Here is a 6,536-nt window from a genome sequence, read left to right as displayed (position 1 = left end):
GTCGGCGTCGGCCTCCGTCAGCGGTCCGGTGCGCAGCAGCCCGCGGTGGTACGGCGGCCCCACCAGCATCTCGACCGCCACCGTCATGTCGAGGTCGGCCCGGATCTGGCCGGCGTCCTGTGCCGCGCGCGGTCGTGGCGATCTGCACGAGCACGGGGACACCGCCCGTGCGGTCGTGCTCATCGGGATCCCGCTCCCTGCGAAAGGCCGACGGGTCCGGCGGCCTGCCGATCGGTGAGGCACGCGGAGTAGTGACGTGCGCAAACCCGTGATCGACACTCGCTCCTGCCTGGTGACGAAGCGTGTTCACAGCGTGAGAGGCTGGCGTCATGTCACCGACGCTGCGCTCCGCGGCCGGTTCCGACGTCGGCCAGCGCCGGCAGATGAACCAGGACTCCGCCGCCACCAGCCCGCGCCTGCTCGTCGTCGCCGACGGCATGGGGGGCCACGCCCACGGTGAGGTGGCCAGCTCGGTTGCCGTCGGCGCAGTCGTGGACGCCGCGGCCAGGCTGGGCGACACGGATCTCGCCGACGTCGACCTGCTCGCCGTCCTCGGCACGGCGCTCGAGGACGCGGCGGCCCGGCTCACCGGCCTGGCCAAGGACGACCCCGAGCTGCGGGGCACGGGCACCACGGTGGTCGCGTTCCTGGTCGACGGCACGCGAATCGGCATCGCGCACATCGGCGACTCCCGCGCCTACCTGCTCCGCGACGGCGGGCTCGTACGGCTGACGCGCGACCACACACTCGTCCAGACGCTCGTGGACGAGGGCCGCATCTCCGAGGAGGAAGCGGCCACCCATCCCCGCCGGTCGTGGCTGGTCAAGACGTTGCAGGACAGCAGCTCGCCGGAACCCGACCTGTTCTTCCACGAGGCGCGCCCGGGCGATCGCTACCTCATCTGCTCCGACGGGCTCACCGCAGTACTCGACGACGACGCCGTGCGGGAGGTGCTGGCGGGCGAGCAGAACCGCGAAGCCGCCGTCGCCCGATTGATCGAAATCGCCAACGCGGGAGGCGGCCCCGACAACATCACGTGCATCGTCGCCGACCTGGTTGACGAGCCTCCGGCTGAGGACGCTGCAACGCTCGTCGTCGGCGCGGCGGCGGCACCCCCGACCGGCTCGTAGTTCGCAGCCGCCTGAGCGGCTTGGCACTATGACCGTATGCAGCTGACCGGTGCCTATGTCGCCGCGCGCACCTCGGTGGCGCTCGTGGTGGCGCAGGACGGGGGGGTCCGCTGGCTGAACGACGCCGCGCGCAGGCTCGTGGCGCCCTTCGGCGGCACGTGGGAGGGCCCGTGCTCCGCGCTGGAGGAGCTCCGGGGCATGCGCCCGGGCGCCCGGTGGACGTCGGTGCGATGGCCGTCGCCGGTGGGCGGCGACCGCTGGTGGCAGGTGACCTGCCGGCTCCTCGGCCCGGGTGACCCCACGCTGCTCTACGAGATCACCGACGAGACCGAGCGCCACGACCAGGACCTCGGCGATCGGGCGGCCCAGTGGCGGCTCTCCCGCCTCGAGACGCTGGCCGGCATGGGCACCTGGGACTGGGACCCGCTCGAGGGAAGCGTGCACTGGTCGGACGGGTTGCTCCGGCTGTTCGGGGTGCCGGAGGGCAACGGCCTCGACTTCGAGGCGTTCCGCGCCATGGTGCATCCCGACGATGTCCCGACGGTGGAGGCGGCGCTGGCCGAGGGGCTGCGCACCGGCGGCACGTTCACCTTCACGCCTCGTCTGGAGCTGGCCGACGGATCGGGCCCCCGCACGTTCGAGTTCTTCGGCGAGGTCGTGGTGGACGCCGCGGGTGCACCGACGCGGGTGCTGGGCGCGGCGCGCGACGTCACCGAGCAGCACCGCGCCCGCCAGGAGCTCGCGTTCCTCGCCGAGCACGACCCGCTGACGGGTGTGGCCAACCGGCGCCGCTTCACCGCGCGCCTCGCCGAGTGCGCCGCGGAGCCGCACGAGGCCGCGCTGCTGCTCATCGACGTCGACAACTTCAAGGACATCAACGACCTGCGCGGCCACGCGGTCGGCGACCACGTCATGCGGTCGCTGGCGGCCGCGCTCACCGCGCGCATCGGCCCGGACGCCCTCCTGGGACGCCTCGGTGGCGACGAGTTCGCCGTCGTCGTTCCCGGCTGCGACGCCGTGGCCGGGCTCGCGCTGGGAGAGATGCTCTGCGACTCCATCAGCCGGGCGCCGATCAACGACGGCGGCTCCCCGTTGCGGGTGAGCGTCAGCATCGGGGTGGCGCGCGTGACCCCTGACGTCGAGAGCAGCCTGTCCCACGCCGACCTCGCGCTGTACGAGGCCAAACGCGGCGGGCGCAACCGCGCGCGGATGTTCCTGCCCGACCAGTACGACCAGGCCGTCCGCCGCGTGTCGTTGCTGCAGCGGGTGGCGGCGGCGCTGGACGAGAACACGATGACGCTCGACGCCCAGCCGATCGTCGACCTGCGCACCGGCGCCATCACCCGTCACGAGCTGCTCATCCGCCTGCGCGACGGCCTCGAGCCCGTCCTCGGTCCGGCGGACTTCCTGCCGGCCGCCGAGCGCAGCGACCTCGTCCTGCACCTCGACCGGTGGGTGCTGCACCGCGCCATCCGCGCGCTGGCCGCACCGCGTGCCCGGGCCACCGGGTTGCGGCTGGAGGTCAACATGTCCGCCCGCTCGCTGGAGGACGACGAGCTGGGCGGGTGGATCCTCGCGCTGCTCGACGAGGCGGGCGTCGAACCGCAGCGGCTCGGCCTGGAGATCACCGAGACGGCCGCCGTCGCGAGCCTTGACGCCGCCCGGCGCCTCGCCACGCAGCTCATCGAGGCGGGGTGCGGCTTCGCGCTCGACGACTTCGGGTCGGGTTTCGGGTCGTTCACCTACCTCAAGCACCTGCGCTTCACGTCGGTGAAGATCGGCGGCGACTTCGTGCGTCAGCTCGACGACAACCGCGTCGACCGGGCACTGGTCACGGCGGTGATCGGCGTCTGCGAGCAGCTCGGTATGACCACGGTGGCCGAGCAGGTCGACCGCGCCGAGCTGGTGGTGCTGCTCAGTACGCTCGGCGTGGACCACGGCCAGGGCTACCACCTCGGCAGGCCGCGCCCGCTGACCGACCTGCTCAGCCGCGCCCCGCGCAGCGCCTCCGCCACCTGACTCCGGATCAGCGGCGGGCCACGATCCGTCGCAGCGGCACCGGCAGAACCACTCCGGCGCCGGCGCGTCCGGCGAGCCGCGCGGACGCCGTCGCCAGGACATCCGCGGGCGCGCCGGGCGGCCACAGCCCGGCTCGCGGGAGGTCGGCCACCAGACGCCGCGCCCCGTCGGCGTCGGGCACCGGCAGCGCGAACGACACACGGTCGTCGCCGAGCACCGCGAAGTCGGCGGCCTGCAGCAGCCAGCCCGCCCGGTCCAGCGCCGAGCGGTGAGGCCATCCCGTGCGGTGGACGGGACCGAGGAGCCGGGCGGCACGCAGCTCCCTCAGCGACCGGACCGACGCCGACGGGACCAGCAGCACGAGTGTCCCACCGGGTCGCAGCACCCGGCGGACCTCCGCGAAGACGGCGTCCAGATCGGGGAGCCGGGGCAGCACCAGCATCATCGCGAGGCCGTCGACCGCGTTGTCCCGCAACGGGATCGACGTCGGCGCGCCGCGCAGCAGCGGGCGGCGTGGTCCCGGGACGGCGTCCAGCCCGATCCACCGGCCTGCCGGCAGGTGGTCGGCCAGCGGGCCGGTGCCGCAGCACAGGTCCAGCACCCGGTCGGCGCCGAGCAGCGGCGCCGCGACCCAGGGGAGCGGGTGGTGGCCGGCGACGTCCGTCGCAACGCCCAGCAGACGCTCGGCTGCACCGTCGACGCAGGACCCGGAGTCGTTCACGCCCGGGAGTCTGGCAGCGGCGACGCGCACCGGGCGCCGGGTGTCGGAAGACGGGCATAGCCTGGGGACATGGCGCAAGCGACCGTCGATCCGGCCGGCCCACCCCCGAAAGCACCGGCGCCGCAGGCGCGACCCGCCTCGGGTGTGGGGGGCCTCGTCGGGCTGGGCATCCTCGTCGCCCTCCTGGTGGCGGGCGGCCTCACCGCCCTGACCGGGGCCCGTCCGATCGCCTCGCTGGGCCTGCCCGACCCGGGCACGCTCACGTCCGTCGGGTTGCCCGTGGTGCGGGCGGCGGCCGAGTCGTTCATGGTCCTGACCATCGGGGCCACGCTGTTCGCGGCGTTCCTCGTGCCGCCCCAACGATCCGGCTATCTCGACGTGACCGGCTACCGCGCGCTCCGGACGGCGTCGTGGCCGGCCGCGGGCTGGGTCGTTGCGTCGGTGCTGCTGGTGCCGCTGAGCGTGGCCGACGCGCTGGGCAGGCCGGTGGGCGACGTGCTCGACCCCGGGCTGCTCGTCTCGCTCGTGCCGAAGCTGGCCGCCGCCACGTCATGGGCGTTGACGGCGCTCGTGGCCGTGCTCGTCCTGATGGGCTGCCGCACCGTGCTGACGTGGGGCTGGTCCACCGTCCTGTTCGGCTTCGCGCTGATCGGGCCGCTGCCCGTGGCGCTGACCGGTCACTCCTCGGCGGGTGGCGCGCACGACGTCGCCACCGACAGCCTGGTGCTGCACGTCCTGGCCGCCTCGCTGTGGGTCGGCGGGCTGGTGGCCGTGCTCGCGCTCGCCGCGCGGCGCGGCCCGGACCACCGGGCGGCGCTGGCCACGGCCGTCCCGCGGTTCTCCAGGCTCGCGCTGGTGTGCTGGCTCGCGCTCGCGGTCACCGGCGTCGTCAACGCGCTGGTGCGCATCCCGTTGTCGGACATGGTCGGGTCCACCTACGGGGCGTTGATCCTGGGCAAGGTCGTCGCCCTGCTCCTGCTCGGGGCGCTCGGAGCAGCGCACCGGCGGTCGTCGGTCGATGCCGCGTCACGAGGCGAACCGCGGGCGTTGCTGCGCCTCGGCGGTGTCGAGGTCCTGCTGATGCTCGCGACCATCGGGCTCGCCGTCGCACTCGGCCGCAGCGCGCCACCCGACACCGGTGAGGTCCCGTCGCGCACGGCAGTGGTCATCGGCTACGACCTCGACGGGCCGCCGACGCTCGCGCGCCTCGCGTTCGACTGGCGGTTCGACATGATCTTCGGGACCGCGGCCGTGCTGATGGCCGTCGTCTACGCGATCGGGATCCGGCGGCTGCGCCGGCGCGGGGACGCCTGGGCCACCGGGCGCACGATCGCATGGATGGCGGGCTGCGTGGGGCTGCTGATCGCCACGAGCTCAGGCATCGGCAAGTACGCGCCCGCGATGTTCAGCGTCCACATGGGCGAGCACATGATCCTGGCGATGCTCGTGCCGATCCTGCTGGTGCTGGGCGCACCCGTCACGCTGGCGCTGCGCACGTTGCCGCCGGCGGGACGCGCGGGGCCGCCGGGCCCGCGGGAGTGGATCCTCGCGGCCGTCCACTCGCCGGTGGCACGCTTCCTGTCGCATCCGCTCGTGTCGTTGCCGCTGTTCGTGGGCTCGTACTACGCCCTCTACTTCTCCGGCCTGTTCGCCACGGCGCTCACCGAGCACTGGGCGCACGTGCTCATGAACCTGCACTTCCTCCTGGTGGGAAGCCTGTTCTTCTGGCCGATCATCGGGGTGGACCCTGCGCCGCGGCGGCTGCCACCCGCGGCCCGGCTGGGCATCGTGTTCGCGTCCGTGCCGTTCCACGCGTTCTTCGGCGTGGCACTGATGAGCTCCAAGAGCGTCATCGGGGGCGGCTTCTACCGGACGCTGGCACTGCCGTGGCTGAGCGATCCGCTGCGTGACCAGCAGCTGGGCGGCGGGCTGGCGTGGGCGTCAGGTGAGGTGCCACTGCTGCTCGTCGTCATCACGCTGCTGGTCCAGTGGTCGCGCCAGGACGAGCGGTCGGCCCGACGCGATGATCGCCGGGCCGATGCCGACGGTGATGCCGACCTGGGGGCCTACAACGCCATGCTGCGCCGCCTGGCGACGGCAGAGGCCCCGTTCGTCGCGGAGAGCGATGAAAACGATTGTTCCCCAGGTCACACGAACTTGTCCTCCAGCACGTCCGCCGGTGCGGGATCGGCGCCCGCCACACCCGGGGCGTCCGGTGTCGTCGCAGCTCAGGACGTGTCGGAGGGGTCCCTGGACGGGGTCGCGGGGGCCGTTTCGGGGCGACCGCTCGTCGCGTCACATGAACAGGACGACAACGCTCAGTGACATGTTTCAGGCCTGTTTCCGCAGGTCAGGCAGGGTTTGAGGGGGGCGATTTGACGTGCTGTCAACCCCTCGCGTAACTTTCTCTTTGTCAGCGGGACGCCGGACAGAACGAAGGCCTCAGGGCCCCGGTCAACAGGCTCCGCTGGCCGCCCCACCCGGGCCCCGGGATCCACTGCGATCCTGAGGTGTACGGTGGGAACACAGCCCCGGAGCGTCACCTAGCGGTGGTCGATGGTGTGCGTGTGTCTTTTGAGAACTCAACAGTGTGTCGAGCTATTGTTTGAATTGGTTTTATGCCAGTTTGTTTGCTCGGTGGCGCGACCCCGTCGCGTTGATCGGGT

Annotated in this window: 5 protein-coding genes; 3 read left to right on the top strand and 2 right to left on the bottom strand. The window is 72.8% G+C overall.

From position 1 onward, the window contains the following. The coding region (locus tag JWR81_RS12875; RefSeq protein ID WP_297650953.1) for a TetR-like C-terminal domain-containing protein at positions 1-183 on the bottom strand (183 nt) is incomplete at its 3' end. Positions 184-329: 146 nt separating this feature from the next. Here JWR81_RS12875 and JWR81_RS12870 point away from each other — a divergent pair. Together JWR81_RS12870 and JWR81_RS12865 are read left to right on the top strand one after the other, a co-directional pair. Then, a complete protein-coding gene (locus JWR81_RS12870; protein WP_297650951.1) occupies positions 330-1,130 on the top strand; it encodes a protein phosphatase 2C domain-containing protein in 801 nt (266 codons plus the stop codon). A 36-nt stretch (positions 1,131-1,166) separates the two neighbouring features. Further along, positions 1,167-3,149, top strand: a complete 1,983-nt coding sequence (locus JWR81_RS12865; RefSeq protein ID WP_297650950.1) for a bifunctional diguanylate cyclase/phosphodiesterase — start codon at positions 1,167-1,169, stop codon at positions 3,147-3,149. A 7-nt stretch (positions 3,150-3,156) separates the two neighbouring features. Here JWR81_RS12865 and JWR81_RS12860 read toward each other — a convergent pair whose 3' ends face one another. Beyond that, positions 3,157-3,870: a class I SAM-dependent methyltransferase gene (locus tag JWR81_RS12860; protein WP_297650948.1), complete on the bottom strand. Its 714-nt coding sequence runs from the start codon at positions 3,868-3,870 to the stop codon at positions 3,157-3,159. Positions 3,871-3,939: 69 nt separating this feature from the next. On the opposite strand from JWR81_RS12860, the gene JWR81_RS12855 reads away from it, so the two are divergent. Then, complete coding sequence (locus tag JWR81_RS12855) at positions 3,940-6,195, top strand: cytochrome c oxidase assembly protein (protein WP_297650946.1); 2,256 nt, start codon at positions 3,940-3,942, stop codon at positions 6,193-6,195. Positions 6,196-6,536 lie beyond the last annotated feature (341 nt).

It is taken from the genome of Pseudonocardia sp., assembly GCF_025965585.1.
Lineage (GTDB): Bacteria > Actinomycetota > Actinomycetes > Mycobacteriales > Pseudonocardiaceae > Pseudonocardia.
The sequence above is the reverse complement of the archived record's forward strand: the minus strand, read 5'-3'. Positions and strand labels throughout refer to the sequence as shown.